Raw genomic sequence first — 25,223 nt, forward strand, 5'->3', positions numbered from 1 at the left:
GGACGCCACGGCGCCACTCTGGGGGGAGACTGGGCGACAGCAACCCATTGCTTCGACGAGGAGATCCACCGTGCCCCAGGGAACTGTCCGCTGGTTCGACGCCGAGCGGGGGTTCGGCTTCCTCTTCTTGGGAGAGGAGTCCGACGACCTGTTCGTGCACGCGTCCGAGATCGTCGGCGACGACGGCGCGAGGGTCCTCCGGGAAGGGCAGGTCGTCGAGTTCGAGCTCGGCGAGGGCGACCGCGGTCCGCAGGCCCGGCGCGTCCGGGTCACGGGCGACCTCGGCCCCGACGCCACGCTGGGTGTGCTCGGCACGATCACCTGGTACGAGCCGGGCAAGGGATACGGCTTCGCCGCACCCGACGGCGGTGGCGCGGAGATCTTCGTGCACAGCTCGGCCATCGTGGGCGGCGGCGTGGTCTCGGAGGGGCAGCGGGTGGCGTTCCTCGTCGTCGAGGGGGAGAAGGGGCCGCAGGCGGACCACCTGCTTCCGCTCGGGCCCGAGACGACTGGTCGACCTCGGGCGTCCGACGGAGCGGACGGCACCGTGTCCTGGTACGACGGTGAGAAGGGCTTCGGGTTCGTGACACCCGACTCCGGCGGCGAGGACCTCTTCGTGCACGTCCGGGCCCTGCCCGGCGGGGTGAGCGAGCTGTCCGAGGGCGATCGCGTGACCTACGACGTCGGCGCCAGCGACAAGGGACTCCAGGCCCGCAACATCCGGCTCGTCGGGGCTGCCCCCGCGGTGCCGGACCGCGGTCGGTCGGCTTCCCCCAGGGAGTCCGGCGGCTCCGTGCGCGGCGGCGAGGGCGTGGTCGCGCGCTACGACGACGAGCGCGGGTTCGGCTTCATCACCCCCGATGCGGGGGGCGCGGACCTGTTCGTGCACGTGTCGGTCGTGCGGGGCGCCGAGGGGCTGCAGGAGGGCGACCGGGTCCGGTACAAGGTGCGCCAGAGCGACCGGGGACCGCAGGCTGACAGCGTCGAACGGGTCTGAGTCTGGTCCGGCCGCGTCAGGACCGGTGCCCGCCGCAGTCCAGCCAGACCGGGCCCAGCGCGGAGTTCACGGCGGCCGTGTAGGCCTTGTACCCGTTGACCGTGGGGTGGAACGCTCCGGGGTCGGACGGCCCCAGGATCCAGGGGTCCGGCGAGTTCGCCCCGTGGCCGTCGAAGCGTTCGCGGACGTCCACGAACTGGAACCCGGCGCGGGTGGCCGCGGCAGCGATCACCGCGTCGAGGGTGTCCGCTGCGGCGTTGAGCGTGCTGAGCTCTGTGGGCGACGCGGCGAGGTAGGCGCCGTACTCCGGCGAGAAGAGGCGTGGGTACCCGGTCACCACGACACGGGCGTTCGGGGCGGCCGCCGCCACGTCGGCATACACCGTGTCGAGGAGGGTCGGCAGCTGGCTCGTCGTGCGGGCCTCGACGACACCGACGGTGCCCGCGCACTGGGCGTCCGTGCCGCCGAGGCACGCCGTGACCGCGGTCGACCATCCGATGTCGTTGCCGCCGATGGTCAACGTGACCAGGCCCGTGTCCGCGTCCAGCGCGGCGAGCTGGCCGCCCGTGACCAGGGAGGTCGTGGTCGCGCCCGCGCAGGCGACGAAGTCGTCGAGCCGGAGCCGGTGACGACCGTCGAGCTGCACCGCGTAGGCGCTCTGCGATCGGCCGCACTCGGCGTAGGGCGGGACGCCGTACCCGGAGGCGTAGGAGTCCCCGAGGGCGTCGTAGACCACGCGGGAGGCGGCGGCCGGTGTCGCGCTCGCGGCGGAACCAGCGGCCCCGACGAGGGCGAACGCGGCGGTCACGGCCAGAACGGCGGACAGCGTCGTCCGCAAGATGCGCTCCATCTCCGCACCGTACTCCTGGCGGGGCGCGGCCCCGGAAGAAGCCCGTCGACCGACCGCGGCCCCGGAGCGCCCGGGTCGCGACAGCACTGTCAGGGGACGCTTCCTGCCCGAGAACCGCGGGCGCCGCGTCGAGGAGCTAGTTCGCCGGCCGAGGGCGCCCGATCAGTTGATGATCTCGGCGCGTTCGTCCGCGCGGATCGCCGCGATCCGATCGCGCCACGCCTGCAACGCCTCGGGGGTGAGCCGTGTCCAGTCGGTCACCTCGCCGACGATCCTGAGGGGCTCGCTGCTGCGATAGGACCGGGTCGGGTTGCCGGGGAACTTCTTGTCGGTGACGTTGGGGTCGTCCTCGAACGCACCCGTCGGCTCGACGACGTAGACGCGCGGAGGAGCGTCGCCGGCCGCGAGCTCAGCGGCGAGCCCGGCCCCGTCGCGCAGCGCCGTGAAGTAGACGTGGTTCATCACGACCTCGGGCCGGTAGTTCGACCGGAAGCCGGCGGTGAGGAGGTCGCCCACCTGCAGGTCGGCCTTCGTGCCATGGAAGAACTGGTCCGGGCCCGCCGCGTCACTCACCGTGCCAGCCTACGAGGCTGACACCGCGCCCGCTCGGAGCCCCGGGCGAGGCATGCTGCCGGTGGTCAGCCGCGCGGCTCGCCAGAGAGGCGTGACGCGGTGCGCACCAGGCCGGCCACGCCCGACGAGGTGCTCTGCGGCGGCCAGGCGATGAGCGTGGTGACCTGAGCGGCGTCCGAGACCGGTACGACCGCCAGCCCGTCGCCCACGTTGATGCGCGACGACTCCGGCAGCACGATCGAGGCGCGGCCGAGCCGCACGAGCTGCAGCACCTGTGTCAGGTCGCGCATCTCGGGACCTCGGGCGTCGGGGTAGGTGCCGTCGAGCCGGGGCCAACGTGGCGGCGGAAGGTCGGGGATCGACGTCGCCTCGGCGACGGTCAGCGAGGTCCTGCGGCTCACGGGATGGCCCGCGGGCAGGATCAGGACCTGGTCCTCGACGTTCAGCGTCTCCACGTCGAAGCCGCTGGTGTCGTCGTACGGATGGTGCAGGATCGCGACGTCGGCGCGCCCGTCACGCAGCATCGGGGCCTGGTGACCGGGCGGGCTCAGCACCACCTCGACGTCGACGGCGTCCGGCTCGGCGGCATACGCGTCGAGCACCTTGGCCATCAGCTCGCTGGACGCGCCCGCCTTGGCCGTGAGCACCACGGGCGCCGGGCCGGCCGCCGCGATGGTGCGGCGGGTGCGGCGCTCCGCCGCATCGACCGCAGCCAGAGCCGCTCGGCCCTCGCGCAGCAGGGTCTCGCCGGCGATCGTGAGGGTCATCCCGCGCGGAGAGCGGACGAAGAGGTGAGCGCCGATCCGGCGTTCGAGCTGGGCGATGGCACGCGACAGCGGAGGCTGGGCCATCCCCAGGCGTTGGGCCGCACGGCCGACGTGCGCCTCCTCGGCGACGGCGACGAAGTAGCGCAGCTCGCGGGTCTCCACGCCTGCAGAGTACGCCGATGGCCTCGCGTCATACCGGCGCGGTATCGCACGGCACCGGATCGGTGTTGGAAAGTCCTCGCGGCGGCGCCGGACGATCGACGCATGACAGAGAACAGCAGCGCGACGAAGAAGACGGCACTCGTGACGGGCGCGAACAAGGGCATCGGCTACGAGATCGCCGCGGGGCTGGCCCGGCTCGGGTTCCGCGTCGGCGTGGGTGCACGCGACACCGGTCGGCGGAACGACGCCGTGCTGAAGCTGCGGGCCGAGGGGCTCGACGTCTTCGGCGTCCCGCTGGACGTGACCGACGACGCGAGCGTCGCCGCCGCCGCCGCGCAGCTCGACGACCAGGGTGGCCTCGACGTGCTCGTCAACAATGCCGCCATCACCGGTGGCATGCCGCAAGAGCCGAGCAAGGTCAGCGCCGAGCAGGTCCTGAGGGTGGTCGACACGAACGTCGTCGGCGTCATCCGGGTCACCAACGCGATGCTGCCCCTGCTGCGTCGGGCCGGGTCGCCGCGCATCGTCAACGTGTCCAGCACGGTCGGGTCGCTCACCATGCAGACGGCGCAGGCCGAGGCCGTCGGCCCGGTCTCCGGTGCGTACTCGCCGTCGAAGTCGTACCTCAACGCCGTCACGGTCCAGTACGCGAAGGAGCTCGCCGGGACCGGGATCCTGATCAACGCGGGGTGCCCGGGGTACGTGGCGACGGACCTCAACGGCCACCGCGGGACCCGTACGCCCGAGCAGGGCGCCGCTGTCTTCCTCGAGCTCGCCACGTTGCCCGACGGCGGCCCGAACGGCACCTTCCGCGACGACGCGGGCACCCAGCCGTGGTGATGAGGAGGATGCTCCGGGCCGTCGGGACGCTGCGGCCGGTCAGCCCCGGGGCGGCCGTGGGACCTCGTCAGGTCTCGCGAAGCGGTCGTCCGGGCGTGGGACCAGTCAGCAGCCTCACCCGGCCGGGATGCCGTCGATCACGGCCCGCAGCGCGGCCACGTGCCCGTCGAGCGCCGTCCGGCCCGTCGTGGTGAGGGCGATCCAGGTGGTGCGGCGTCCGCGGTGCACACCTTTGCGGCTCACGACGTAGCCGGCCGCCGCCAGCGCGGACACGTGCTTGGAGAGCACCGAGTCGCTGACGTCGAGCTGGTCGCGCACGGTCACGAACTCCGCCTCGGACACCGCGGTCAGCATGGACAGGAGCATCAGCCGGGCGGGCGGGTTGATCAGGGGGTCGAGCGCCGCGCTCATCGCGCGTTCGCAGCCAGCAGGCCGAGCGCGACGATCGCGACGGCGACGTAGAGCCCGAGGAGCACCCTCGACTCGGTCCGCAGTCCGCGCTCGGGAACCTCCCGGTAGCGGCGCATCCAGCGCCGGCCGCACAACGCGTAGGCCGCGCCGCCCGCGGACGAGACCAGCAGGGCCAGCCACCAGAGCCCGCGGTCCGCCGCGAGGTAGGCGACGACCGCGGCGGCACCGTACGAGAACGACGCCCACAGGTCGGTGCCCAGGACGACCCGACCCGTGAACCCGTCCAGCCGCACGCCGTTGATCCGACGGAACCGCACGACCTCGACCAGCGCGCCGACGAGGAAGACGACGACACCGGCGGCCACCCAACCGAGGACGGTTCCCTCCGTCGCACCGACGTCGTCGGCACGTGCGATCCCGATGACCGCCGTGGCGATCTGCACCGCGACCGCGGCCCCGATGACCACGTCGTGGCCGCGTGGCACCCGGACCGACCGTGCGATGGCGGAGCGCGCCCGGTCGGACGCGTCCAGGGCGGCTGCCGCCGCGGCGGGCTCCATGTTTTCCATGTTGGAAAGTATGCGTCCAACTTTCCAACATGGCAAGTGTCGGCGCGGCGGGGCCCCGGCTGACGGCGGCCGCATCGTGCGCCGCGTGCAGTTGCGCGTCGGGCGTGCGGCCCCACCCGCCGGCGTCGGGCCGGGCCTGGGTGAGGAGGTACTAGAGGGCCTCGCGCTGGTTCAGCCAAGTGAGAATCGCGTGGGTCGTCTCTTCCGGCTCCTCCTCCTGGATCCAATGACCGCAGTCCAGGGTGACCACGTCCACGTTCGGCACGAAGTGGGTCAGGTTCTCGGACCTGGCGACCGCATCCTCGTCGAGCGCTACAGCTGAGACCTGGCGGACCTCGGCAGTGTCTCCGGGTCGTCGCCAACGAGGAGCGGTGGTCAGAGCAGCTCCGCACGGTGCCGGCTGCTGGCCGGGTGAATGAAGTCGGCAGCCGGTTTGCGTAGCCACTGGGTCAGTCGCATCGCGAGAGCCATGTCAGCAAATCGCGCGCGGCGCAGCCCTGTCAGCCGAGCGGGCGTGCAGCCGATGTGATCGGCCAGTCCCACCCACGTGAGGCCCTGCTGCCGCCGCTGCTCGTCGACCGCGGCATGGAGCTGGGGCAGGTCCCAACGGAGTCGGCTGTCGGGGCCAGGTTCCGGGAGCCTCGTGTCGCCGACGTCCACGGCGGGGCCCACGAGGAACGCCTCGGGCGCGTCGCCGAGCCAGCGCAGCATGTAGAGCGCGTACTGGCACGACGTCTCACCTCGCGCACCGAGCCGGGAGACGGCACCGCCGCAGAGCGGGTGGTCGTCGCGTTCGGCATTCAGCTGCACGGACAGGTCCCACAGCTCGTCGGCAAACGCGTACCAGTGCAGGCCCTGCCTTCGGCGCGCTTCGTCGACAGCACTGAAGAACGCGGCGAAGTCGAACGTGGCGAGCGCATCGGTCGTCTCGCTCACGTGTCTCCCTGCCGTCCCACCTGCTTCCGGCCGCACAGGACAAGCCTGACCTACCTGGTGAGTCTTGCGATAGGTCTCGTGGGTGCGTCAGCGACGGAGCCTCATGACAACGAGCTCGTGGCCCGCGTCGATGCTCAGGTGCGAACCCGCGGGCAGGTGGACGAGTCGTAGCAGCCTCGTGATCTTCGCCGCGGCGGCGGTGGTGTCCGTCGGGTACACCCAGACCTCCGCCCCGTCCGGCCCGAGCAGGTTGCCGTCGACCTCGCCCTGCGAGGCGCGCAGCCCCAACCGCAACCACGGCTCAACCACGCGGGCCGCCCGCACTCCTGTGGGGCCCGGCAGCACCACGACGATGCGGTCGGGCAGGCCTGCTTCGCGACGGTTCTCCACGCTCGCATTCTGGCGCGTGGACGCCGGGCAGCGCGCCACGCTTGCCGCGTGATCTGGTGTCGTGCGGGGACCCCGAGAACGAGGTGGACGTCGTGGCGCAGGTCGAGGTGTACCTGTCGGGCCGACCGGAGTCGACGCATGCAGACGTGCGGCAGCTTCACGCGGACACGCGCGCTGCGTTCCCTGGCTAGATCATCGTGCCGCTGACGCTGCAGCCGCGGCCCGCGCCAACCACCCCGGAACGTCGCCGTAGCGTTGGTTCGGCACGAGCTGGCCCGCGGCGCTGCACTCGATCAGCTGTGCCATCCGGCGGGCGCGGGTGACGTCCTGCTTGGCTGAGGTGACCCAGACGGCGCAGACCTTGCGGTACGTCGCAGTCGAGGCCTCCCAGAAGGCGGTGGCCGCCGGCGACGCAGCCAGGTCCTCCGCATACGAGTCCGGTAGTCCGTCCCAAGGTCGTTCGTGACTGTAGGGCGCCTCTTCGCGGGTGCGTTGCTCCCAGATCGCCAAGCCGCTCGGCTGCATCCGCCCCTCGGCGCGCAGCCTCTCGACGAGATCGAGATTGACCCGGCTCCAGTGGGAGGTCTTCTTGCGAGGGGTCCAGCGCTGCCGCCGGGACTGGTCGTCGATGCGTTGCGCGGTCGAGTCGATCCATCCCCAGCAGAGTGCTTCGACGACCGCTTGCTCCCAGGTCAGGCCGCGATCGGCCACGCCCTTCTTCTTCAAGCCCATCCACAGCACCGTCTCAGTGGCATGGTGCAGTGCCAGCCACGCACCGAACTCCTCGGGACTGTCGAAGAAGCGCGCAGGTCGTTCGGGTGAGCCGCCCATCCGACCCGGAGTCTCTGCCTGGTCGGGTGTCATGCCGTCGGCAGTGGACGGATCGCGATGGCCTCCACCTCGACCAGCTGGTCGTCATAGCCGAGCACGGTGACGCCAAGCAACGTGCTGGGCACCTCGTGATCCCCGAACGCCGCATGGACGACGTCCCAGGCGGTCCCGAGGTCTGACTGCCGCGACGAGGCGACGTAGACGGTCGTCTTGACGACGTCGGTCAGCTGCGCCCCGGCGGCGTGCAGCGCGGTCACGAGATTGGCCACCACTTGGCGCGCCTGTCCGGCGACGTCGCCGACGGCGACCGTCCTGCCATCGGCGTCCAGCGGGCAGGCGCCGGCGGTGAAGACGAACTCACCGGGGCCGGCCACTGCGGCGTAGGCGTAGGGCGCCTTCGCCGTCAGCTGCTCGGGTCGGATGAGGGTGATGGCGGGCTCGAGAGGCATGCGCCCATGATCCATGCCCGGCGGCTGCGGCTCGCGAGGGCGAGCGCCGGAGGCGGGACTCGCTGGTATCTGGATCGTCATTCGGGGCACCGCCGGGGTCCGTTACGGACCTCTGGCGGGTGCTCACGCAGTCAGACGTTGGCGCGCATGACCCAGCGCCACTTGGCGATGCGCCGGTCCCTCACAAACCCATGCCGCTCATACAGCTCTTCGGGTCCGGTATGGAGAAATGCGCCCCGCTGCGGGGGTCGATCCGCCGTCTGTTCCGGATAAGCCTCGACGACGCCACCGCCCGCGCGTCCGATCTCGTCCAGGGCACCTCTCACGGCGGCACCAGCGATCCCCTTGCCGCGGTCCTTCGAGTTCGTGAAGATGCAGCCGATCCGCCAGTCGGGCGGATCCTGCGCTGCCGCCTCGTAGGTGCGGCGGCTCTTGATGTTGGGGAGCTGCGGTGGCGTGCCGAACTGGCACCAGCCCACACATCTGTCCGCGTCGTAGACCAGTACTTGGCGCACCGCCCCCTGCTGCACGAGCTGCTGCTTGGCATCACGGTTGCCCTGGCGTGTTCCGGTGGACCCCCCCGGATGGAATCCCATGCACCAGCAGCCACCCCACACGCCGTTGTTCGCCTCGACGAGCGCAGCGAAGTCGTCCCACGTGTCCGGCGTCAGCATCCGCGTGGTCAGCGCCATGGCGCAATTCTCACCGAAGCCGGCCACGCACTCAATGGCCCGGCTCGGCCCGAACGCTCAGCCCGCTCGGATCTCGACCGCTGATGGAGTCCGATCCCTACGTTCAGGAACTCACGCGGCACGGTCTGCGCGTGGCCCGCCGTGCTGCTGCCGTCTGTTCGCCTCGACGGCGCCTCAAACTCGCCATGGCGCCACCTGTACGGGGCGCCGTCGCGGTCGGCGGGCGCCCTCGGCGCAGGCTGGCGTCGCATCGCGGGCTGCGAAAAGCGGCGCCACGAGCGGTGCATCCCTGTCACAAGGTGCGCGGCGGTGACGCAGGACCCGCCTAGGTCGCTCCCCGAGCCGGGAATGCATAGAGCCTCGGCAAGGTTGAGCCCAACAGACTCAAGTTCGACCGACTCGGAGTTGCGCGCGACCGAAGGCCGCCGCAGACTTGAGCCAGCCGGACTCAAGAGCGACAGACGTAGTCCCCGGAAGCACACGAAAGAAGGCACACACATGGCACGAGCAGTCGGCATCGACCTCGGTACCACCAACTCGGTGGTCGCTGTCCTCGAGGGCGGCGAGCCCACGGTCATCGCCAACGCCGAGGGGTCGCGCACGACGCCGTCGGTGGTCGCGTTCTCCAAGACGGGTGAGGTGCTGGTCGGCGAGATCGCCAAGCGTCAGGCCGTCACCAACGTCGACCGCACGATCACGTCCGTGAAGCGCCACATGGGCACGGACTGGTCCGCGACGATCGACGACAAGAAGTACACGCCGCAGGAGATCAGCGCGCGCGTGCTCTCGAAGCTGAAGCGCGACGCCGAGGCGTACCTGGGCGAGCCGGTCACCGACGCGGTCATCACCGTCCCGGCGTACTTCAACGACGCCGAGCGCCAGGCCACCAAGGACGCGGGCGCCATCGCGGGCCTCAACGTCCTGCGCATCATCAACGAGCCGACCGCGGCCGCCCTGGCCTACGGCCTTGAGCGCGGCAAGGAGGACGAGCTCATCCTCGTCTTCGACCTCGGTGGCGGCACGTTCGACGTGTCCCTCCTCGAGGTGGGCAAGGACGACGACGGCTTCTCGACGATCGAGGTCCGCGCCACGTCCGGTGACAACCGGCTCGGCGGCGACGACTGGGACCAGCGCATCGTCGAGTTCCTCATCTCCGAGGTGAAGAACTCCACGGGCGTCGACCTGGGCAAGGACAAGATCGCCGTGCAGCGTCTGCGCGAGGCGGCGGAGCAGGCCAAGAAGGAGCTCTCGTCGGCGACGAGCACCAACATCTCGCTGCAGTACCTGTCGATGAGCGAGAACGGCCCGGTCCACCTGGACACCAAGCTCACGCGCGCGCAGTTCCAGCAGATGACGCAGGACCTGCTCGACCGCACCAAGGAGCCGTTCCGCTCGGTCATCCGTGACGCGGGCATCAAGCTCGCGGACATCGACCACGTGGTCCTCGTCGGCGGCTCGACCCGTATGCCCGCGGTCACCGAGGTGGTCAAGGAGCTCACGGGCGGCAAGGAGCCCAACAAGGGCGTCAACCCGGACGAGGTCGTCGCCGTCGGTGCCGCGCTGCAGGCCGGCGTCATGAAGGGCGACCGCAAGGACGTCCTGCTCATCGACGTCACCCCGCTGAGCCTCGGCATCGAGACCAAGGGCGGCGTGATGACCAAGCTCATCGAGCGCAACACGGCCATCCCCACCAAGCGGTCGGAGATCTTCTCCACGGCCGAGGACAACCAGCCGTCCGTGCTGATCCAGGTGTTCCAGGGCGAGCGCGAGTTCGCGCGGGACAACAAGCCGCTCGGCACCTTCGAGCTCACGGGCATCGCGCCCGCGCCGCGTGGCGTGCCGCAGATCGAGGTCACGTTCGACATCGACGCCAACGGCATCGTGCACGTGTCCGCCAAGGACCGCGGCACCAACAAGGAGCAGTCGATGACGATCACCGGCGGCTCGGCCCTCCCCAAGGAGGACATCGAGCGCATGGTGCGCGAGGCCGAGGAGCACGCGGCCGAGGACAAGGCGCGTCGCGAGGAGGCCGAGGTCCGCAACTCTGCCGAGCAGCTCGTCTACTCGACCGAGAAGCTGCTGGTCGACAACGCGGACAAGCTGCCCGAGGACGTCAAGACCGAGGTCCAGGCCGCGGTCGGCGAGCTCAAGACGGCGCTCGCGGGCACCGACGTCGACGACGTCAAGGCCAAGCACTCGGCCCTGCTCGCCGCGAGCCAGAAGATCGGCGAGGCGATCTACTCGGCGGACAACATGGCGGCAGGTGCGCCGGCCGACGAGCAGCCAACGGCTGACGCGTCGTCCGACGAGGACGTCGTGGACGCCGAGATCGTCGACGACGAGGACGAGGCGGTCAAGTGACCACCACGCCCGACGACGCCGGCGACGACCTGACTCCTGAGGAGCAGGTGCTCGCCGACGCCGAGTCGATCGCAGCAGGCGCCGAGGAGGAGGTCGTCCTCGAGGGCCTCGTGGCGGCCGAGGCGCTCGCGGCGGAGCGGCTGGAGGAGCTCCAGCGCTCCAAGGCGGCGTACTACAACCTCGAGCAGCAGTACTCCGGGTTCGTGAAGCGGTCGAAGGCCGACGCCCTCGCCGCCCACGACCGCGGGGTGCACGCCATCGTCGAGGCGCTGATCCCGGTGCTCGACGACATCGAGCTGGCGCGCCAGCACGGTGACCTCACCGGCCCGTTCGTGTCCATCGCGGAAAAGCTCGAGGCGACCCTCGGTCGCTTCGGGGTGGTCCGCTACGGCGAGGCCGGGGAGCCGTTCGACCCCGCGGTGCACGAGGCGCTCATGCACTCGCACTCCGCGGACGTGACGGAGTCGACCGTGCAGATGGTGCTGCAGCCGGGCTACCGCACCGCCGACCGGGTGCTCCGCGCCGCGCGCGTCGCGGTCGTGGACCCCGAGGCGTAGAACCCGAGTAGCGTCCGGGCAACGGCACAGTCGTTGCCCGGACGCTGCACACAGACAGCAAGGAAGGAGCGGCGTGACCGGTCAGGACTGGCTCGAGAAGGACTTCTACTCGGTCCTCGGCGTCCCCAAGGATGCCGACGCCGCGACGATCAAGAAGGCGTACCGCAAGCTCGCGCGGCAGATGCACCCGGACCACAACCCCGGTGACGCCAAGGCGGAGGCGAAGTTCAAGGACGTCGGCGAGGCCTACGCGGTCCTCTCCGACGCGGAGCAGCGCGGCCAGTACGACCAGCTGCGCGCCATGGCCGGTGGTCCGCGGTTCACGTCCGGCGGACGCGGCGGCACCGCCGGCTTCGAGGACGTCTTCGGCGGCATGTTCGGCGGCGGTCAGCAAGGCGGTCGGGTCCGGTACACCAACGCCCCCGGCGGCGCGGCCGGCTTCGAGGACATCCTCGGCGGGCTCTTCGGCAACGGCGGCGGTGGGGGCTTCGCGCCCGGCCCGCAGCAGGGTGCCGACCTCGCGACGAGCGCGACCCTGCCCTTCCGGCAGGCGGTCGAGGGCTCGACCGTCTCGCTCAGCGTCGAGGGTCGCACCGTCAACGCGCGCATCCCGGCCGGCGTCCGCGACGGCCAGAAGATCCGCCTGCGCGGCAAGGGCCGGCCCGGCGACCGTGGCGGCCCCTCGGGCGACCTGGTCATCACCGTACGGGTCACCCCGCACCCTGTGTTCTCGCTCGACGGCGACAACCTGCGGATCACCGTCCCGGTCGCCTTCGACGAGGCCGCCCTCGGCGCCACCATCGAGGTGCCGACCCTCGATGGGTCCACCGTCCGGGTCCGCGTCCCCGAGGGCACGCCGTCCGGGCGCGCGCTGCGCGTCAAGGGTCGCGGAGTCCCCGGCACCAAGGGCGACCTGCTGATCACCGTCCAGGTCGTCGTCCCCCAGCGGCTCAACCCCGCCGCCCGCGAGGCGGTCCAGGCCTTCGGCATCGCGACCTCCGGTGAGGACGTGCGCGCGGGCCTGCTCGACGCGGCGAAGACGTAGCCATGGCCACCGAGGACGCCAAGGTCTACGTCATCTCGGTCGCCGCCGAGCTGGCGGGCATGCACCCGCAGACACTGCGCCAGTACGACCGGCTGGGGCTCGTGAGTCCCAGCCGCGCCAGCGGGCGCGGGCGGCGCTACTCCCTGCGCGACATCGCGACGCTCCGCGAGGTGCAGCGGCTGTCCCAGGACGAGGGCGTCAACCTCGCCGGGATCAAGCGGATCCTCGAGCTCGAGGCGGAGCTCGACGGCCTACGCCGGCAGATCGAGTACCTCCGCGCGTTCGTCGAGCCGGGCCGCCGCGTGTTCACCGCCGACCCTCGCGGCGACGTCGTCGCCGTCAACCGCACGGCCAGCCGCAGCCGGCGCCCGACGACCACGGCGGACCGCGCCGCCGTCGTCCTCTGGCGCCAGACCTCCCGCTGACGCCGGCGCAGAACGACTCGAGGCCGCCCGGCCCACCCTCCGACAAGGAAGGTGGGCCTGGCGGCCTCAGTGCTGGGTGCGAACGTCAGGCGCGGCGACGACGGCGGGCGAGCAGGACGCCGCCGATCCCCGCGAGCACGAGCGCGCCTGCCACGGCGGCCGTCGGGCCGTTCTGCGAGCCGGTGACCGCGAGCTCGGCGGCGGCCTGGGCCGAGGCGCTCGGCGACGGCGTGACGGCGGCCGGTGCCGGCGTCGTCGGGGCCGGTGTTGCGGCGGGCGCCGCCGGTGCGACGAACGGCGTCACGAGCGAGCTGTTCGTGATGTCGATCCTCCAGGCGCCGTCGGGGTCCGTGAGGCCCGTCGAGTCTGTGTAGGCGCCGGCGCGGGCTCGCACGAACGGCACGAACTCCGTGCTGGCGTCGCCGGGGAGAGTGCCGGAGTAGGTGGGCGGCACGTCGAGCGAGACGAAGGACGTCACCACATGGCCGGCCGCGTCGAGCGGGACGACCGTGCCCGTCCAGGTGCCGTCGGCCGCGATCGTGACCGTGTAGCGCTCGGTCGAGATCTGGTCCATGTCGGAGCCGTCGGCGTTGTCCTTCGGCAGCACGCAGTGCTCACCGGGCCCGAAGACGAAGGCGCCGCCGACGAAGAACTTGTCGTTGCTGCAGAACGCCATACCGCCGACGCCGGAGCCGGCGCCCTGGTTGTCCTGGCCCCAGATGACCGGGTCCTGGTCGTGCGCAGGGCTGGCCAGCGGCGTGCCCTGGACGACGGTCTCGCTGGCGACGACCCGCAGGAAGCCGACGGCGTAGAGGTTCGCCTGCGAGTCCGCCGGGTTCTTCCAGTGCGCAGCGTTCGGGTTCGCCGCGATGGTCGTCGTGAACGTGACGCTCTCACCCGCCGCGAGGTCGGACACCGAGAAGCCGAGGGTCGGGTCGTACCGGAAGTACGCCGGGCGAGTGGTGCCGTCCGTCGCCGAGGCGCGCGGGCCGGTGGCGATCCCGTCGTAGCCGCTCGGGGCCGCGGCGGCGGGTCCGGCGAGGGCGAACGTCAGGGGAACTGCGGCGACTGCGCCGAGCGTGAGGGCGAGGGTGCGCCGCATCGGAGGGCCTTTCGGAGTCAGAGTTCTGGACAAGCGTCCAAATGAAGTGCTCCATGGAAGCACCCGGTAGGCAGAGCCCCGACCGAACCGTCGTCGCCGACTCCGGCCGGTGTCCGTTCCCTCCTGGGACCTCCTGACTCGCGGCGTGACGAGGTGACCGATGTCATACGCGCTGCGGCCGCGCCGGCGTGTGGTGCCGCCGCTGGGGCAGCCACTTCCTGGTAGGTGGCCATGGGGTCGACGGCGGCGGCTGCCTAGACTCGGCGACCGTGACGACCGACCTCGACATCGACCTCGACAAGGCCCGCCGCGACACGCCCGGCGTCGACCACGTCGCCCACCTCAACAACGCCGGCGGAGCGCTGCGCCCGAGCGTCGTGACGGACACGGTGATCGCCCACCTGCGCCGCGAGGCGGAGATCGGTCCGTACGAGGCCGAGGAGGAGGCCGAGGAGCGGGTCGCGGCGGTGTACGACTCGGTGGCGACGCTCGTCGGCGCCCACCGCGACGAGATCGCGCTGGTCCAGAGCGCGACCGCCGCGTGGAACGTCGCGTTCTCGTCGATCGCCCTGCGTCCCGACCAGCGCATCCTCACGGCGCGCACCGAGTACATCAGCAACGCGATCGGCCTGCTCCAGGCGTGTGAGCGCACCGGCGCGACGCTGGAGGTGATCGAGGACGACGAGCACGGCCAGGTCGACCTCGACAGGCTCGAGCGCCGCCTGGACGACGACGTCGCGCTCGTCGCGCTCACCCACGTGCCCACCGGCGGCGGCGTGGTCAACCCGGCCGGCGAGGTGGGTGCCCTGACCCGGAAGGCGGGCGTCCCGTTCCTGCTCGACGCGTGCCAGTCGGTCGGCCAGCTCGACGTCGACGTCGAGGAGCTCGGCTGCGACCTGCTCGCTGCGACCGGCCGCAAGTTCCTGCGCGGTCCGCGGGGGACGGGCTTCCTCTACGCGAGCCGCGGGATCGTCGACCGGCTGGTCCCACCGGTCCTCGGCCTCGGCGCCGCGCGCTGGACGTCGGCCACCACCTACGAGGTCGTGCCCGGTGCGCTGCGCTTCGAGACCTGGGAGCGGTCGATCGCCGACAACCTCGGCCTCGGCGCCGCGGCCGACTACGCGCTCGGGATCGGGCTGCCCGCGATCGAGCAGCGGGTCACCGCGCTGGCGGCACGCCTGCGCGACGACCTGGCGCAGGTCCCGCGCGTCACCGTGCGCGACAAGGGTGTGCGGCGGTCGGGCATCGTCACCTTCACGGTGGAGGGGCGGTCTGCCGACGACGTCCGCGCCCAGGTGGCCGCGGCCGGCGTGAACGTCAGCGTCACGCGAGTCTCGTCGGCCCAGCTCGACTTCGGCGCCCGCGGCCTGACGGAGGTCGTCCGCGCCTCCCCGCACTACTACACGTCCGACGACGAGCTCGACCGCCTGCTGGCCGCCCTGCGCTGACCGGGCGCGCCCGCCTCAGTACCGGCGGAGGACGGCGGCGAGGTCCAGCTGGGCCCCATCGTCGACCGTGGAGAGCGTCCGCTCCTCCACGGCGACGATGTGCTGCACGACGAGCGCCTCGGCGCCGTCCGCGTCACCCGCGGCGAGCAGCTGGACGAGCCGACGGTGCTCGGCGACGGACCCGCGCTGGTCATGGTCGCGACCGTGCACCGCGAGGATCAGGGCGCAGCGCCAGACGACCTCGCTCAGATACCGCTGGAGCAGGGCGTTGCCGCAGAGCTCGGCGAGCAGGATGTGGAACTCGGCGCCGAGCCGGCCGGACACCTGAGGGCGCGGGGTGGCGGCCGCGGCGAGCTCCTGGTCGACGTGCGCGTCCAGCGTGGCGCCCATCGCGGGCTGCCAGGAGGTCGCGATACGTCGCACGGCATCGCGCTCGAGGCAGCGCCGGACCTCGAAGGTCTCCTTCGCCTCGGTCAGTGACGGGTCCGCCACGAGCGCCGACTTCGCCTTGCCGGTCTCGACCAGCCCGGCGGCGGTGAGCCGCGCGAGCGTGCCGCGGATCAGGGTGCGGCTGACGCCGTACTGCTGTGCCAGCAGGTCCTCCGGCAAACGGGTGCCCGGGGGCAGGGCGGCCTCGACGATCGCGGACCGCAGGCTCAGGAACGCGGCGTTGGCGCGGTCGGCGGGCCGGGATGCTCCGGCTGCATCGGCGGTCTGACTGTCCATGGCGCTCACCGTATACGGGGATGCGGAGACGAAACCTGCCGGCAATCGAGTATTGACGCATACGAAACCGTTGTCGTCGGTATACCAAGTACGTTCCTTCGGTATACGAAGGAGAGTGCATGTCGCAGATCATCGTCCACCTCACCGAGCAGCAGCTCGAGCTCGTCGACGCCTCAGTCACCGCCGGGGAGGCCGTCGACGCCCCGGCCCTCGTGCGCCTCGCCCTGCGAGAGTCCGCCACCGCCGTGGTCAGCCGACCGCACCCGCGCTCGACCGGCCGCCCGTGGACCTGGTGGGACGCCGTGGACGCTCCGGTCCCCGCCGAGCGCGAGCTCGTGCACGAGATGGTGCTCGAGCCGGGGACGGGCAAGGCGTTCGAGGTGCGGGCCGGACAGGTCCTGCGCGTCGAGCAGCTCACCGGCGACCAGTGCGTGGACCTCAACGTCTTCAACCTGCACGACTACCGCGAGTTCATGCACGTCGGGCGGACGCGGACCCTGCACGGGACCAACCCGAGCGCGGGCACGTTCCTGTGGTCGGCGCCGCCGCGCGAGCGGGCGCTGATGTACCTGCAGACCGACACCGCCGGCATCAACGACACCCTCTTCCCGCGGTGCTCCGCGAACATGTACGAGTCGATGCACGGCTTCGCCGAGCACACCAACTGCGCCGACATCCAGGCGGAGGCGCAGCGTGAGTACGGCCTGACTCCGGACGACGTGCACGACTCGTTCAACCTGTTCATGGCGACGCGGGTCGTCGACGGCATGCCCGAGATCCTGCGCCAGTCCACGGCCCCGGGGGACCACGTCGAGCTCCTCGCGCTGGTCGACGTCCTCGCGGTGCCCAACATCTGCGGCAACGACATCCTGGGCACCAGCAACTTCTCGCTCGACCCGGTCAAGGTCCAGGTGCTGGCGACGACCCAGGCCGAGATCGACGCCGTGCCGCCGCTGCAGCGCTACGCGACGCAACGCACGCCGGCCGACTTTCGCCAGCCGGTCATCCGCACGGAGCGGGCGCTGCGCAAGGTGGCGGGCTACGAGCCGTCCTTCGCCAGGACGCCGGTGCGGCTGGTCGCGCTCGACGTCGACCTCACCGACGCGGACGTCACCCACCTGGCGACGGTCCGCGACCCCACGCGGTACGCCGACGACGACGGCGCCGCGCTGCGGGACGTGCTGCTCACCTGGTGGGGCGCGACGCATGGCTGACGGGCTCGACGTCGACTTCGACGCCCTGGGCCCCTACGAGCGCTACAAGCTCATGGCCAGCCTCATCGTGCCGCGCCCGATCGCTCTGGTGACCACTGTCAGCCCGGACGGCGTGGTGAACGCGGCGCCGTTCAGCATGTTCGGGATGGTCGGTGAGGACCCGCCGTTGCTGATGATCAGCGTGAACCGGCTGGAGGACGGGGCGCAGAAGGACACCGCCGCCAACCTGGACGCGTCGGGCGAGTTCGTCGTGCACATCCCCGACGAGCCGATGGCCACGCGCATGCACCAGTGCGGTCGGTCCTATCCCTCGGACGTCGACGAGCTCGCGATGGTCGGCCTCACGCCCACGCCGGCCCGCCGCGTGCGGCCGCCCCGGATCGCGGAGGCCCCGGTCGCCTTCGAGTGCACGGTCCACGAGCGGATCCTCACCGCGAGCCGCCAGGTCTACCTGGGCCGCATCCGTCACCTGCACGCGGCCAGCGGGCTGATCGACACCGACCGCTGGCGCGTGATGCTGCAGGACTTCCACCCCGTCGGGCGCTTCGGCGCCAGCTTCTACGTGACCACCGGCGACCGCTTCTCGCTCGCCTCCGACGCCGCCGGCACACCCGTGTCGGCGACCGACATCGACCAGCTCTGACCACCGCGATCGTCCCCGAAGGAGAATCACCCATGGCCATCTCCCGCCTGCGCCTCGGCGCGGCCGCCCTGACCGGGCTCGCCCTGACGCTCTCCGCCGCGGCCTGCGCCGGTGACACCCCTGCCGCCACCGCCACCAGCAGCGACGCGGCGATCGGGTCGGTCGACCTGAGCGGCGTGTGCCCGGCGACTGTCGTGATCCAGACGGACTGGAACCCGCAGGCGGAGCAGGGCGGCCTCTACCAGCTGCTCGGGCCGGACCCGACGATCGACGCCGACGCGAAGGTGGTCCGCGGCCCGTTGTACGCCCACGGCGAGTACACGGGCGTCGACGTCGAGGTCCGCGCGGGCGGCCCGGCGATCGGCTTCCAGCCGGTCCCGTCGCAGATGTACGCGGACAAGGACGTGCTGCTCGGCTGGGTGAACACCGACGAGGCGGTGCAGAACTCGGTCGCGATGCCGACCACGGCGGTCTTCGCGACGTTCGAGAAGGCGCCGTGGATGATCATGTGGGACCCGGCCACCTACCCCGACGTCCAGGCGATCGCCGACCTCAAGGACACCGACGCCACGGTCCGCTACTTCGCCGGCGCGACCTGGATGGAGTACCTGACCGGCTCGGGCCAGCTGCGCGAGGACCAGATCGACGGCTCCTACGACGGGACCCCGGCGAACTTCGTCGCCGCGCAGGGCAAGGACGCGCAGCAGGGCTTCGCCACCGACGAGCCGTACGTCTACCAGAACGAGCTCCCGTCCTGGGGCAAGCCGGTCGACTACCAGCTGATCGCCGACACGGGCTACCCGCTCTACGCGGTCGCCCTCTCGGTCCGCACCGAGGACGTCACCAAGCAGGCCGACTGCCTGAAGAAGCTCATCCCGGTCGTGCAGCAGGCGACGGTCGACTACTTCGCTGACCCGGCCGCCGCCAACGCGCTCGTCGTCGAGGCGGTCGAGAAGTTCAACACCGGCTGGGTCTACGACGCCGGGCAGGCGGACGACGGCACGACGCAGCAGCTCGACCTGGGCATCGTCAGCAACGGCGAGGACGACACGCTCGGCGACTTCGACGAGGCGCGGGTGCAGAAGATCCTCGACATCACGACGCCGATCCTCACCGCGGACGGCACGCCTCCGGCCGACGGGCTGACGGCTGCGGCCCTGTTCACCAACGAGTTCCTGGACCCGAGCATCGGCCTGCCGGCCGACAGCTGAGGTCCCGGCGGACGTCCGAGCAGATGCAGGTCAGGACCGACATCTGCTCGGACGTCGCGCCGACACGGGCGTGTCAGCCACGTGTCGGCGCCCTGTCAGCGGCGCCCGCCACGCTGGAGCCATGACAACAGCTGACCTGGTGATCGAGGCCGAAGGCCTCGTCAAGCACTTCGGCGAGACGAAGGCGCTCCAGGGCGTCGACCTCGCCGTCGCTCGCGGCACCGTCCTCGGTGTGCTCGGCCCCAACGGCGCCGGCAAGACGACGGCCGTCCGCATCCTGTCCACCCTCCTCGTCCCCGATGCCGGCCACGCCCGCATCGCCGGCCACGACGTGGTGAAGGACGCCGAGCGCGTCCGCCAGTCGATCGGCCTCACGGGCCAGTACGCGTCCGTCGACGAGGATCTCTCCGGACGCCAGAACCTCGTGCTCTTCGGCACGCTGCTCGACCTCGGCCGGGCGGGCGCACGTGCCCGCGCCGCCGAGCTGCTCGAGTGGTTCGACCTGACGGCGGCCGCCGACCGGCCCGCCAAGACGTACTCCGGTGGCATGCGCCGCCGCCTCGACCTCGCGGCCAGCCTCGTCGGCCGCCCGGACGTCATCTTCCTCGACGAGCCGACCACCGGCCTGGACCCCTCCAAGCGCGAGGACATGTGGGACGTCGTGCGCTCGCTCGTCACGGACGGCTCGACGGTGCTGCTCACCACCCAGTACCTCGAGGAGGCGGACGCGCTCGCCGACGAGATCACGGTCATCGACCACGGTCGCGTCATCGCGCACGACACCCCCGAGGGCCTCAAGCGCGTCGTCGGCGGTCAGACCCTCGAGATCCGCCCGGCCGACCTGACGCGCATGGAGGAGGCCGCGACGATCCTGGCGCAGGTGTCCTCCGACGGGCGCGCCGAGGAGATCCGCAAGGGCGTGCTCGCGGTCCCGGTGACCGACGACTCCGCGCTGACCGCCACGGTCTCCCGCCTGGCGAGCGTCGGCATCTCCGTGACCGAGCTCTCCCTGCACCTGCCCGGCCTGGACGAGGTCTTCTTCACCCTCACGGGTCGGACCGCGTCCGAGGACGACACCATCGAGACGAAGGAGGTGGCGTGATGACCACCACGACCGCTCCCGCCGGGATCGCCTCGCGGTCCCCCCGCAACACCCCCTCGTCCGCCGTCGCCGTCAAGAAGCGGCCGTTCCCGCTGGTCCGGCACTCGCTGTCGCTGGCCAAGCGCAGCCTGATCAAGACGTGGCGGACGCCCGAGGCGCTCATCGACGTCACCCTGCAGCCGGCGATCTTCCTCGTGATCTTCGTCTACATCTTCGGCGGGGCCGTCGCGGGGGACACGACGACCTACCTGCAGTTCCTGCTCCCCGGCATCCTCGCCCAGACCATCGCGCAGGGCGCCATCGCCATCGGCGTGAACCTCAACACCGACCTGGAGAAGGGCATCTTCGACCGCTTCAAGTCGCTGCCCATCCCGCGTCCGGCGCCCCTGGTCGGGGCCGTGATCGGTGACGTCGTCCGGTACGTCATCGTCATCGTCTCGACGTTCGTCGTCGGCTACCTGATGGGCTTCCGCATCCTCACCGACCCGCTGAGCGCGGTCGCCGGCTGCCTGCTGGCCATCGTCTTCGCCCTGTCGCTGAGCTGGGTCTCGGTGTTCGTCGGCATGAAGGTCCGGACCTCCGGCGCCGTGCAGGGGATCATGTTCCTGATCATCATGCCGCTGAGCTTCGCCTCCAACGTGTTCGTCCCCGCCGCGACGCTGCCCAGCTGGATGCAGACCTTCGTGCAGTGGAACCCGCTGACCCACCTGGTCGCCGCGATGCGCGGGTTCTTCCTCGGGGCGCCGATGGGCAACAGCGTCTACTACACGCTGGCCTGGTGCGTCGGGCTGGTCGCGGTGTTCATGCCGCTGGCCCTGCGGGCGTACCGCCGCAAGGTCTGATCCACCCCGCACGACGAAGGGCGGCCCGGAGCTCCGGGCCGCCCTTCGTGCACCATCAGGCGGCGTCCGCGGTCAGCTCTCGGATTCGGGCGGCGGCGACCGTCGGGGGCTCGTCCCGCCACTGCGCGAGCAGGCGCTCGCGCTCGTCGTCGTCGCCCAGCACGTCGGCCAGGGGCCCGAAGATCCCCAGCTGGAAGAGCATCACGAGGTTGGCGCCCAGCCGCATGCCGAGCGACCACAGGTCCCGCGCCAGGGCGTCGTCGCCGCGGTGMGCCGCGAGCTCGGCGATGCCCAGCGCGAACCCGCCGAGCACGGGCATGTCCTGGGTGACGAGCGCCTCGGGGGTGGCGTCCGAGAGCAGGTCGACGGCGTGCGCCACGGCCGCGGCCCGCCGCTCGGCGTCGACGCCCGCGACGCGCAGGTGGACGACGGCCGCCGCGACGCGGAACGAGATCCGTGCCTGCGGGAGCTGGATGGACATCGACTCGACGAGCGCGGACGCCGCCTGCGCGTCCTGGAGCGCCTCGTCCGCCCGGCCGGCCCGCCACGCGACGTGCGCGAGCCCGAGGAGGGCCTGCGCGGCGTCGACGTCGTCGACCTGCGACGACGCGGTCACCTCGCGGAGCCGCCGCAGCGCGTCGTCGTCACCCTCGAGCGCGCGCTGGACGTCGAGCATGACGCGGATGCTCCGGACGTCCTGCATCGCCCCGACGAGCTCGAGGTGCCGGAGCCCGCGGACCAGCCACTCCTGGGCGTCCGCGCCGCCGCGGGCGCTCTCCCACTGGCCCACGCCCTGAGCGGCCATCCCCATGCCCCAGTGGTCGCCGATGGACTCGAACTGCCGATAGGCCTCGCGGGCGTCGCCGCTGGAGTGCAGCGCGTCGCCGGCGTTCTCCTGGACCGCGGCCCGCATGAACAGCCCCAGCCCGTGCAGGAAGGGGTCCCCGCTGGCCATGAGCCGGGCCGCCGCCACCAGGCTGGTGCCGACGTCGTTGGAGCCGAGCGCCGGCATCGCGCCCGTGAGCGCGGTCATGCGCGCCGACACCTCGTGCGGTCGCTCGGCGAGCACCAGCCGCAGCGCGCGCCACGCGAGCGCGGCGAGCCGCATCGACTCCGACACGCCCGCGTTCACCTCGGCGAACAGGCAGGTCGCGGCCAGGCGGTCGGCGTCCGGGAGGGTGCGGCCGGACGCCGCGCCGACGAACAACGGCGACATTCGGCGGGCGGCACGGTCGTCGGCGAGGAGCAGTCGCTTCGCCCACTCGATGACCTCGACGTGCAGACCCCGCACGCTCCACAGGTGGAACAGCGCCGAGGTGATGTCCACGGCGCCGGCTGCGTCGCCGTGCTCGACGGCCCAGCGCAGCGCCGCGAGGAAGGTCTCCTGCTCGGCGGCGCACCGGTCGAAGGACTCGACCTGCCCGGAGCCGACGAACCCCGCCGCCAGCCGGACGGCCTCGGCGCCCGCCCACCGGACCAGGCCGGTCATGGCGTCGACCCGGTGCCCGGAGGCGTCGAGCCGGGCCTCGCCGTACTCCCGGACGGTCTCGAGCATCCGGTAGCGCGCCTGGCCGCCGTCCTGCTCGTCGAGGGTGAGCAGCGACTGCTCGACCAGCGTGGCCAGGCGACGGCGCACGGTGGGTGCGGTACCGCCTCCGTCCACGGCCACCGCCGTCTCCGCCGTGAAGGGCGCGGGGATGACCGCCAGCCGCTGGAACAGGTCGCGGTCCGGCGGGTCCAGCAGCTCGCGGCTCCAGTCGACCATCGCCCACAGGCTCGCGTGCCGCTCGGGCAGTCCTCGTAGCGCGTCGTCCAGCAGGGCGAACCGGTCGGTGAGCCCGTCGAGCACGTCCTCGACGGTCATCGACCGCAGCCGGGCGGCCGCCAGCTCGAGCGCGAGCGGCAGGTTGTCCAGGCGGTGGCACAGCTCGAGCGCGCGCTCGGGGTCCCACCCGACGCTCTCCCGACCGGCCCGGGCGCGCGTCTCCAGCAGCTCGAGGGCGTCGTCGTCGGGCAGCGTCCGCAGCCGGTGCACGGACTCGCCGACGAGGCCCAGCGGCGCCCGGCTGGTCGCGAGCACGACGACGTCCGGGGACGCGACGCCCAGCAGGTCGCCGACGACGACCGCCGCCGCGTCCAGCACGTGCTCGCAGTTGTCCAGCACCACCAGCCCGTCGAGGTCCTGGGCGGCCAGCCGCAGGCGGTCCTCGGGGGTCAGCAGGCGCCGGTCGATGGTCAGGTCCGCGCGTGCCGCCGTCGTGTCGGACCCGCCGATCGCCGCGAGCACGGTCGGCAGGACCTCGGCCGGTGCGCGCAGGCCGGCCAGCTCGATGACCCGGACGGACCTGCCCGCGGCGACCGCGCGCCGGGCGACCTCGCCCGCGAGCCGGGTCTTGCCGGCGCCACCCGTCGCGACGACCGTGACCAGCGCCGCCGAGCCGAGGGCGGCCTCCACCTGCTCGACGTCGGCGTCGCGACCGACGAGGGCCGTCGCGGGGCGACGCCAGGCGGCGGGCAGCATGTGGACCGCGCGCGGCGGGGCAGGGGTCGGCAGCCTGGCCGGTCCGGGCGCGAGCTCGCCGCGCAGCAGGGCCAGGTGCGCCTGCGCGACGACGGGCGACGGGTCCGTGCCGTAGCGGTCGGCGAGCTCCTCGCGCACCTGCTCGACCACGGCGAGCGCCTCGGCGTCGCGTCCCTGGGCCGCGAGCACGCGGACCAGGAGAGCGACGAGCGGCTCGTCGGGCGGCGTGCGCAGCGCGCACCGGCGCAGGTCCTCGACCATGTCGTCCACCTGGCCGAGCGCCAGGCCCGCCTGCGCCTGCAGGGTGACGACCTCCGCGAGGAGGTGGGCCGTGGCCGTGTCGGTCAGGTCGGGGACGGCCGGCACCAGGTCGCGGGCGTCCCGGCCGAGGTCCCGGGCGCGCGCCGCGTCCCCCGCGCGCAGGGCGTCGCGGCCGCGGGCCAGCAGCTCCTCGGCGTCGACGACGTCGATGCGCAGGCCGTCGGTCGGCAGCCGGTAGCCGCCCGGCGCCGCCTCGATGGCGAGGCCGAGGCGCCGGGCGCGCGAGACGAGCGCCTGCACCGCGCCGGCGGCGTCGTCGGGCGGCACGCCCTCCCAGACGTCCTCGACGAGCGCCGCGGAGGACACGGCGCGGCCGCGGGCGTCGAGGAGTGCTCCGACGAGCGCGACCAGGCGGTCGCCGCGGACGGGGCGGCCGTCGACGGCGAGCGCCCCGAGCGTCGTGATCTGCACGGGGACAGCATCGCGCACCGGGGCGACACGGCGGGCGCCCCGGTCGCGCGCGCCGCCCTCTCGACCGTTCGGGTGCATGTCGCGACGGCCCGCGCCGGACCGTCTGGCGTGTCGCGGCGCGGCATTCCCGACGAATCGGTCGCGGCGGGTGTGGACTGCGATGTGGAGCGACCTGTGGGCGCCGGGCGAGCGCCTGTGGACGCCTGTGCACGGCCCCGTATCGACGCTGGTCGGGGGCCGTGTCAGTGGTCGGCGGTAGCCTGGAACTTCTCCACAGGGTGAAGAATGACACGCTTGTCACTACAACCCCTAGTGGTCCATTGCGTGTGGGACCCCTAGGTGTAGTGTCTAGTCACGACGCAGTGGGGAACGAACTTCTGGTGTGGATGTCCGGCTCGAAGCCCGGTCCCGCCTCTGCATCCGGCCCGGAGACGGGCCCACAAGCATCGAAGAGAACGCTTCGCGAGAGCTCCGGGGGGAGCCGCCGCAGGCAGGACGAGCGGACAGGACAGACAGGACATGGGGAGCCCACGATGACGATCACCGTCTACAGCAAGCCGGCGTGCGTGCAGTGCAACGCGACCTACCGCGCGCTCGACAAGCTCGACGCCGAGTACACCGTCGTGGACATCAGCGAGGACGCCGACGCGCGGGACTACGTCATGTCGCTCGGCCACCTGCAGGCCCCCGTCGTGATCGTCGACGGCGAGCACTGGTCGGGCTACCGCCCGGACCGCATCAAGGCGCTGGCCGACCGTCTGGCGACCGCGGTCGCCTGACACGCAGACTCCCCGGGCCGGCGCTGGCGAATGCCGCGCCGGCTCGGC

Annotated in this window: 26 protein-coding genes; 13 read left to right on the forward strand and 13 right to left on the reverse strand. The window is 72.1% G+C overall.

All coding sequences use genetic code 11. The annotated features are described in order from the left end of the window. The first annotated feature begins 70 nt into the window (after positions 1–70). Positions 71–997, forward strand: coding sequence for a cold-shock protein (locus AC1DQC_RS14075; protein WP_477051870.1), 927 nt, complete (start codon positions 71–73; stop codon positions 995–997). A 16-nt stretch (positions 998–1,013) separates the two neighbouring features. On the opposite strand, the gene AC1DQC_RS14080 is transcribed toward AC1DQC_RS14075, so the two are convergent. The 3 genes from AC1DQC_RS14080 to AC1DQC_RS14090 all read right to left on the reverse strand — a co-directional run bounded on the left by AC1DQC_RS14080 (position 1,014) and on the right by AC1DQC_RS14090 (position 3,349). Then, on the reverse strand, positions 1,014–1,847 hold the full coding sequence (locus AC1DQC_RS14080) for an SGNH/GDSL hydrolase family protein (protein ID WP_477051871.1): 834 nt from the start codon (positions 1,845–1,847) through the stop codon (positions 1,014–1,016). A 162-nt stretch (positions 1,848–2,009) separates the two neighbouring features. Continuing rightward, positions 2,010–2,420 carry an NAD(+)--rifampin ADP-ribosyltransferase gene (gene arr / locus AC1DQC_RS14085; protein WP_477051872.1) on the reverse strand — a complete coding sequence of 137 codons (411 nt, stop codon included), beginning with the start codon at positions 2,418–2,420 and terminating at the stop codon, positions 2,010–2,012. A 65-nt stretch (positions 2,421–2,485) separates the two neighbouring features. Beyond that, positions 2,486–3,349 (reverse strand): LysR family transcriptional regulator, encoded by an 864-nt coding sequence (locus AC1DQC_RS14090; protein ID WP_477051873.1) that lies wholly within the window; start codon positions 3,347–3,349, stop codon positions 2,486–2,488. 102 nt (positions 3,350–3,451) lie between these two features. On the opposite strand from AC1DQC_RS14090, the gene AC1DQC_RS14095 reads away from it, so the two are divergent. Next, entirely contained in the window at positions 3,452–4,189 is a 738-nt protein-coding gene (locus AC1DQC_RS14095; RefSeq protein ID WP_477051874.1) for an SDR family NAD(P)-dependent oxidoreductase, read from the forward strand. Between the two features lie 114 nt (positions 4,190–4,303). Here AC1DQC_RS14095 and AC1DQC_RS14100 read toward each other — a convergent pair whose 3' ends face one another. The 7 genes from AC1DQC_RS14100 to AC1DQC_RS14130 form a co-directional block, all read right to left on the reverse strand. Next, positions 4,304–4,600, reverse strand: coding sequence for a transcriptional regulator (locus AC1DQC_RS14100; RefSeq protein WP_477051875.1), 297 nt, complete (start codon positions 4,598–4,600; stop codon positions 4,304–4,306). Continuing rightward, the gene (locus AC1DQC_RS14105; RefSeq protein WP_477051876.1) at positions 4,597–5,169 is read right to left on the reverse strand and encodes a hypothetical protein; all 573 of its coding nucleotides are present in this window, start codon (positions 5,167–5,169) and stop codon (positions 4,597–4,599) included. The genes AC1DQC_RS14100 and AC1DQC_RS14105 overlap by 4 nt, the downstream gene beginning before the upstream one ends. Before the next feature lie 375 nt (positions 5,170–5,544). After that, positions 5,545–6,105 (reverse strand): hypothetical protein, encoded by a 561-nt coding sequence (locus tag AC1DQC_RS14110; protein ID WP_477051877.1) that lies wholly within the window; start codon positions 6,103–6,105, stop codon positions 5,545–5,547. 87 nt (positions 6,106–6,192) lie between these two features. Continuing rightward, positions 6,193–6,495, reverse strand: coding sequence for a hypothetical protein (locus AC1DQC_RS14115; protein ID WP_477051878.1), 303 nt, complete (start codon positions 6,493–6,495; stop codon positions 6,193–6,195). 192 nt (positions 6,496–6,687) lie between these two features. Beyond that, the gene (locus AC1DQC_RS14120) at positions 6,688–7,359 is read right to left on the reverse strand and encodes a YdeI/OmpD-associated family protein (protein WP_477051879.1); all 672 of its coding nucleotides are present in this window, start codon (positions 7,357–7,359) and stop codon (positions 6,688–6,690) included. Further along, positions 7,356–7,775, reverse strand: coding sequence for a RidA family protein (locus tag AC1DQC_RS14125; protein WP_477051880.1), 420 nt, complete (start codon positions 7,773–7,775; stop codon positions 7,356–7,358). Before AC1DQC_RS14125 ends, AC1DQC_RS14120 begins: the two co-directional genes overlap by 4 nt. A 131-nt stretch (positions 7,776–7,906) precedes the next feature. Further along, positions 7,907–8,467: a GNAT family N-acetyltransferase gene (locus AC1DQC_RS14130; protein WP_477051881.1), complete on the reverse strand. Its 561-nt coding sequence runs from the start codon at positions 8,465–8,467 to the stop codon at positions 7,907–7,909. Positions 8,468–8,965: 498 nt separating this feature from the next. On the opposite strand from AC1DQC_RS14130, the gene dnaK reads away from it, so the two are divergent. From dnaK to AC1DQC_RS14150, 4 genes are all read left to right on the forward strand, one after another. Next, on the forward strand, positions 8,966–10,828 hold the full coding sequence (gene dnaK, locus AC1DQC_RS14135; protein WP_477051882.1) for a molecular chaperone DnaK: 1,863 nt from the start codon (positions 8,966–8,968) through the stop codon (positions 10,826–10,828). Next, positions 10,825–11,385 (forward strand): nucleotide exchange factor GrpE, encoded by a 561-nt coding sequence (grpE, locus tag AC1DQC_RS14140; RefSeq protein WP_477051883.1) that lies wholly within the window; start codon positions 10,825–10,827, stop codon positions 11,383–11,385. Before dnaK ends, grpE begins: the two co-directional genes overlap by 4 nt. 73 nt (positions 11,386–11,458) lie before the next feature. Then, positions 11,459–12,430 carry a DnaJ C-terminal domain-containing protein gene (locus AC1DQC_RS14145; RefSeq protein ID WP_477051884.1) on the forward strand — a complete coding sequence of 324 codons (972 nt, stop codon included), beginning with the start codon at positions 11,459–11,461 and terminating at the stop codon, positions 12,428–12,430. A 2-nt stretch (positions 12,431–12,432) separates the two neighbouring features. Further along, positions 12,433–12,855 carry a heat shock protein transcriptional repressor HspR gene (locus AC1DQC_RS14150; RefSeq protein WP_477051885.1) on the forward strand — a complete coding sequence of 141 codons (423 nt, stop codon included), beginning with the start codon at positions 12,433–12,435 and terminating at the stop codon, positions 12,853–12,855. 85 nt (positions 12,856–12,940) lie between these two features. On the opposite strand, the gene AC1DQC_RS14155 is transcribed toward AC1DQC_RS14150, so the two are convergent. Beyond that, positions 12,941–13,957 (reverse strand): LPXTG cell wall anchor domain-containing protein, encoded by a 1,017-nt coding sequence (locus tag AC1DQC_RS14155; protein ID WP_477051886.1) that lies wholly within the window; start codon positions 13,955–13,957, stop codon positions 12,941–12,943. 269 nt (positions 13,958–14,226) lie between these two features. Here AC1DQC_RS14155 and AC1DQC_RS14160 point away from each other — a divergent pair, with 269 nt between their 5' ends. Then, positions 14,227–15,405: an aminotransferase class V-fold PLP-dependent enzyme gene (locus tag AC1DQC_RS14160; protein WP_477051887.1), complete on the forward strand. Its 1,179-nt coding sequence runs from the start codon at positions 14,227–14,229 to the stop codon at positions 15,403–15,405. Between the two features lie 15 nt (positions 15,406–15,420). On the opposite strand, the gene AC1DQC_RS14165 is transcribed toward AC1DQC_RS14160, so the two are convergent. Further along, positions 15,421–16,131 carry a GntR family transcriptional regulator gene (locus tag AC1DQC_RS14165; protein WP_477051888.1) on the reverse strand — a complete coding sequence of 237 codons (711 nt, stop codon included), beginning with the start codon at positions 16,129–16,131 and terminating at the stop codon, positions 15,421–15,423. Between the two features lie 119 nt (positions 16,132–16,250). Between AC1DQC_RS14165 and AC1DQC_RS14170 the strand changes: the two genes are divergently transcribed. The 5 genes from AC1DQC_RS14170 (at position 16,251) to AC1DQC_RS14190 (ending at position 21,143) form a co-directional block, all read left to right on the forward strand. Then, complete coding sequence (locus tag AC1DQC_RS14170) at positions 16,251–17,345, forward strand: DUF1989 domain-containing protein (protein WP_477051889.1); 1,095 nt, start codon at positions 16,251–16,253, stop codon at positions 17,343–17,345. Beyond that, complete coding sequence (locus tag AC1DQC_RS14175) at positions 17,338–17,988, forward strand: flavin reductase family protein (protein ID WP_477051890.1); 651 nt, start codon at positions 17,338–17,340, stop codon at positions 17,986–17,988. Before AC1DQC_RS14170 ends, AC1DQC_RS14175 begins: the two co-directional genes overlap by 8 nt. Before the next feature lie 32 nt (positions 17,989–18,020). Further along, entirely contained in the window at positions 18,021–19,199 is a 1,179-nt protein-coding gene (locus tag AC1DQC_RS14180; RefSeq protein ID WP_477051891.1) for a substrate-binding domain-containing protein, read from the forward strand. 121 nt (positions 19,200–19,320) lie between these two features. Next, a complete protein-coding gene (locus AC1DQC_RS14185; protein ID WP_477051892.1) occupies positions 19,321–20,301 on the forward strand; it encodes an ATP-binding cassette domain-containing protein in 981 nt (326 codons plus the stop codon). Continuing rightward, on the forward strand, positions 20,301–21,143 hold the full coding sequence (locus AC1DQC_RS14190; protein ID WP_477051893.1) for an ABC transporter permease: 843 nt from the start codon (positions 20,301–20,303) through the stop codon (positions 21,141–21,143). Before AC1DQC_RS14185 ends, AC1DQC_RS14190 begins: the two co-directional genes overlap by 1 nt. A gap of 55 nt (positions 21,144–21,198) precedes the next feature. Here AC1DQC_RS14190 and AC1DQC_RS14195 read toward each other — a convergent pair whose 3' ends face one another. Then, positions 21,199–24,396 (reverse strand): winged helix-turn-helix domain-containing protein, encoded by a 3,198-nt coding sequence (locus tag AC1DQC_RS14195; protein ID WP_477051894.1) that lies wholly within the window; start codon positions 24,394–24,396, stop codon positions 21,199–21,201. Positions 24,397–24,929: 533 nt separating this feature from the next. Between AC1DQC_RS14195 and nrdH the strand changes: the two genes are divergently transcribed. Further along, entirely contained in the window at positions 24,930–25,175 is a 246-nt protein-coding gene (gene nrdH / locus AC1DQC_RS14200; RefSeq protein WP_370503192.1) for a glutaredoxin-like protein NrdH, read from the forward strand. Positions 25,176–25,223 lie beyond the last annotated feature (48 nt).

The sequence above is a fragment of the Cellulomonas sp. P4_H12 genome (genome assembly GCF_056400905.1).

What these genes read in the sequence shown, in the direction of transcription:
- AC1DQC_RS14185 (WP_477051892.1), top strand. Translation starts at nt 19,321, where the DNA reads ATGACAACAGCTGACCTGGTGATCGAGGCCGAAGGCCTCGTCAAGCAC.
- AC1DQC_RS14170 (WP_477051889.1), top strand. Translation starts at nt 16,251, where the DNA reads ATGTCGCAGATCATCGTCCACCTCACCGAGCAGCAGCTCGAGCTCGTC.
- AC1DQC_RS14120 (WP_477051879.1), bottom strand. Translation starts at nt 7,359, where the DNA reads ATGACACCCGACCAGGCAGAGACTCCGGGTCGGATGGGCGGCTCACCC.
- AC1DQC_RS14165 (WP_477051888.1), bottom strand. Translation starts at nt 16,131, where the DNA reads ATGGACAGTCAGACCGCCGATGCAGCCGGAGCATCCCGGCCCGCCGAC.
- AC1DQC_RS14130 (WP_477051881.1), bottom strand. Translation starts at nt 8,467, where the DNA reads ATGGCGCTGACCACGCGGATGCTGACGCCGGACACGTGGGACGACTTC.
- AC1DQC_RS14125 (WP_477051880.1), bottom strand. Translation starts at nt 7,775, where the DNA reads ATGCCTCTCGAGCCCGCCATCACCCTCATCCGACCCGAGCAGCTGACG.
- dnaK (WP_477051882.1), top strand. Translation starts at nt 8,966, where the DNA reads ATGGCACGAGCAGTCGGCATCGACCTCGGTACCACCAACTCGGTGGTC.
- AC1DQC_RS14175 (WP_477051890.1), top strand. Translation starts at nt 17,338, where the DNA reads ATGGCTGACGGGCTCGACGTCGACTTCGACGCCCTGGGCCCCTACGAG.
- AC1DQC_RS14150 (WP_477051885.1), top strand. Translation starts at nt 12,433, where the DNA reads ATGGCCACCGAGGACGCCAAGGTCTACGTCATCTCGGTCGCCGCCGAG.
- AC1DQC_RS14080 (WP_477051871.1), bottom strand. Translation starts at nt 1,847, where the DNA reads ATGGAGCGCATCTTGCGGACGACGCTGTCCGCCGTTCTGGCCGTGACC.
- nrdH (WP_370503192.1), top strand. Translation starts at nt 24,930, where the DNA reads ATGACGATCACCGTCTACAGCAAGCCGGCGTGCGTGCAGTGCAACGCG.
- AC1DQC_RS14105 (WP_477051876.1), bottom strand. Translation starts at nt 5,169, where the DNA reads ATGGAAAACATGGAGCCCGCCGCGGCGGCAGCCGCCCTGGACGCGTCC.
- AC1DQC_RS14100 (WP_477051875.1), bottom strand. Translation starts at nt 4,600, where the DNA reads ATGAGCGCGGCGCTCGACCCCCTGATCAACCCGCCCGCCCGGCTGATG.
- AC1DQC_RS14180 (WP_477051891.1), top strand. Translation starts at nt 18,021, where the DNA reads ATGGCCATCTCCCGCCTGCGCCTCGGCGCGGCCGCCCTGACCGGGCTC.
- AC1DQC_RS14155 (WP_477051886.1), bottom strand. Translation starts at nt 13,957, where the DNA reads ATGCGGCGCACCCTCGCCCTCACGCTCGGCGCAGTCGCCGCAGTTCCC.
- AC1DQC_RS14095 (WP_477051874.1), top strand. Translation starts at nt 3,452, where the DNA reads ATGACAGAGAACAGCAGCGCGACGAAGAAGACGGCACTCGTGACGGGC.
- AC1DQC_RS14190 (WP_477051893.1), top strand. Translation starts at nt 20,301, where the DNA reads ATGACCACCACGACCGCTCCCGCCGGGATCGCCTCGCGGTCCCCCCGC.